Raw genomic sequence first — 2,837 nt, 5'->3', positions numbered from 1 at the left:
CAGTGTCACTCTGACCCGCTAGGGCCAAGCGGACTGGCTCGGTGTCAGCCCCATTGAGAGAGACCTCTCCACTGAGAGAGGAGGCCAGGTTACGGTTGGGATCACGGGTACTGGTCCGTGGTTTGAGGTCAGGGCCCACCAGATAGGACTCTCCAGTCTCGCCGAGACCGGTGCGTTGCAGCATTACCTCATTCAAGGTGCTGTCAGAAAGTTGCAGGGCAACGACCAGTTGTGAACCCAGATTTGTTCGTGATGTCTGATTTGTTGTGCCAAGCAGAGAATTGCTGATTTTTACCCCCTTTGCCAAGAAAGCAGCAGGCACATTCCCTTTTGGTTCATACGGTGCGAAGTCTGTAAATCTCACTTGCTTGTTCATTTGCTGAATATCCAGTGCTCCATAGCCAATCTTGCGTACCAGCTTGGCCAGATTACTATTCTTAAAATTTCCATTCAAAATGTTTGTTCGGTAATCCGCTTCACGTGCAGCTGTGTAGAAAATGACTCCGTTGGGTAGAATCAGGAATAAATCGTTGTAATCACTCAATTCAGAGAAATCTTTGTAGAACTCACTTCCGCTGGCATTCAATGGGTTAAGTACTTCACCCACCCGCATTTCACTCACAAGAACCCAATTGAATCCCTCAAATTCAAAAGGACGCCAGGCACTCAAGACGTGATTATTCATGTAATTGCGGCTCACCCCCACTCCCGAATCTCCTGACAGCCCAGCCAAAACCTGCGCTGTCTCTACTTCTTCAAAGTCTTGAAATGATACTTCCATTGAAAAATTTGTTGGATTCAGATAGGAATCGGAGCGAAAAAGTTGATCACTTCCAACCAAATAGGTTTCTCCGGTCTGTCCCAAGCCGCTACGATCACTCATCACATTTTTGAACTTGTCCACTGGAAACTCAAAGATCAACACACCTAGTTTACGATTTTCCTCAAAAATAGGGGTTGCCATGAACGCCGTTGGCTTTTCAAAGCTGGGCTCATAGGGCTCGAAATCTGCGATCAAAAATTCACCCGGTGTTACTGCTGTATTTGCTAGGCTAAAAAGTTCCCCTAAATGGCTTTCTGCAAACGGCCCATCTATGAGAGAAGTGCCAAAATCAATGCGTTTCATCATCGAATAGGCCACGTCTCCACTCTTTGAATCAACCAGATAAACATCCTGGTAACCAAATTCTTCTGCAAAATTTCGAATCATTGGATGGAGATCCTCGTGCATCAAGTCATAAGGTGGTGCAAAAAGAAGCTCACTCTTTGGTTTGAGTAATTCTATCTTTGACCCAAGAGAGTTTGAATTGCTCGAAATATATGCCTGCTGGATAACGATGCTCCACTCACTCAACAATGAAAATTTCTCTTCTATATCCAGATCATTTTCTCCAGTAATTTCTTGATAACGCTGACCAAAATCTTCTTCCCAGCAAAGTCGCAATTCCTTACGAATTAGCTCAATTTGATCCACTGACACTTCCCGGTCATAACGATAGTTCCGGAGATACACGGGCAGGTTTGCCATCGCATCGATTAGTTGGGGCTTTTTTGCAAAATCCAGCAATTGGGCCCTGCTGAAACTCAGATAATCCATCAGAGTTACTGCCTTAGCATCTCGAATTGCTGCTAACTTGACCTCTGCCGCTTTCTGAAAGCTCTCCACTGTCTTACCAAGCACATCCAGATCACTTTGCTGCTGAGTAAAATAAGTCTCTAACTGCTGTTGTTTGTTCTCACGCAGCCCACTCAGTTGCTCGTAAGTTTGTGTCATCAGTGAGTTCATTGCCACCACCAGAGTGACCACTGTCAGCAAGACGGCAGGCACACAGCCAACCAGCAAAAAACTACCAACGAGCTTGCGGCGCATGGGGATGTCTTGGAGTCGCAAAAGACCTTCTCCTACCGATGATGGAAATTAAAATTTTCATAGAGAAGGATCATAATGCGTAACAAGCTGAAACCTCAACCGCCTGATTGATCTAATTTATGTGACTTTTTGTCTTAGAAAGGGTGGTGGACATTTCTGTCAGTAAACACCAACTTGCTGGAGTGCATCCCACGACCCCAGATATATTTTTGGATGGCGTGTCAGGAAGGTTGATCTGCGTCCTTGGGTAGAAGCTCTTTCCCTACTGGAGAAAACGCAAATTCCATTGAGCACAGATCATTCAAATCGAGGAGGTTTGGTAAATAGATCTTTGAGCCTATTGCTGCGAGTGCTTGGCGATCAGTTTTCGAGCCTTGGTGACTAATGCCTTTCCATCAATGCCATCCTTGCTGACTTCATCAATCCAGCGCTCCACCACAGGCTCCAACTGGAGGCGGAAAGCTTCCGTCTCTTCCTCACTCAAAACAATATGCTTTCGCTTGAATTTCAGCATCAAATCAAGACCTCGCTTTTCATCTTCGTGCCACACTTGACCAGCCCTCCTTAGAATCCGCTCATCAGATGCCATCTGAAAGGCCTTTTGGATATCATCAGGAAGACTATTCCACCTTTGCTGATTCATGGACACTTGAAAGACTACAGTACCAAAGCGTGTCTGTTCATGACCTTCAGTCATATGAGTGATGTATTGGTTGAGTTTGAGTAATGGATTGGCAGTAAATGGCAACATAACTGTTGTTGCCACTTTCCTTTGAATAGTCTGAGGAATGTTTTTGACAGGTACAGAAATGGGATCTGCCCCAAGTTCTTCCAGCGTCCAAGCTCCTGTTCGACTTGGTGTTCTTGCTCGTTTGCCAAGCAGATCTTCTGGCTTGTGAATACCATAGCCGTTTGACTGGAAAGCATGGCCTTGTGTAGCATGGAGAAACATTACCTCCATTCCTTG

Annotated in this window: 2 protein-coding genes; both read right to left on the bottom strand. The window is 45.5% G+C overall.

Annotation, left to right across the window (positions count from 1 at the left end; all coding sequences use genetic code 11):
* A partial coding sequence (locus P8O70_11950; GenBank protein MDG2197574.1) for a hypothetical protein occupies positions 1-1,891 on the bottom strand: 1,891 nt, incomplete at its 3' end.
* Between the two features lie 316 nt (positions 1,892-2,207).
* A partial coding sequence (locus P8O70_11945) for a C4-dicarboxylate ABC transporter substrate-binding protein (protein ID MDG2197573.1) occupies positions 2,208-2,837 on the bottom strand: 630 nt, incomplete at its 5' end.

The sequence above is a fragment of the SAR324 cluster bacterium genome (genome assembly GCA_029245725.1).
GTDB lineage: Bacteria > SAR324 > SAR324 > SAR324 > NAC60-12 > JCVI-SCAAA005.
The sequence above is the reverse complement of the archived record's forward strand: the minus strand, read 5'-3'. Positions and strand labels throughout refer to the sequence as shown.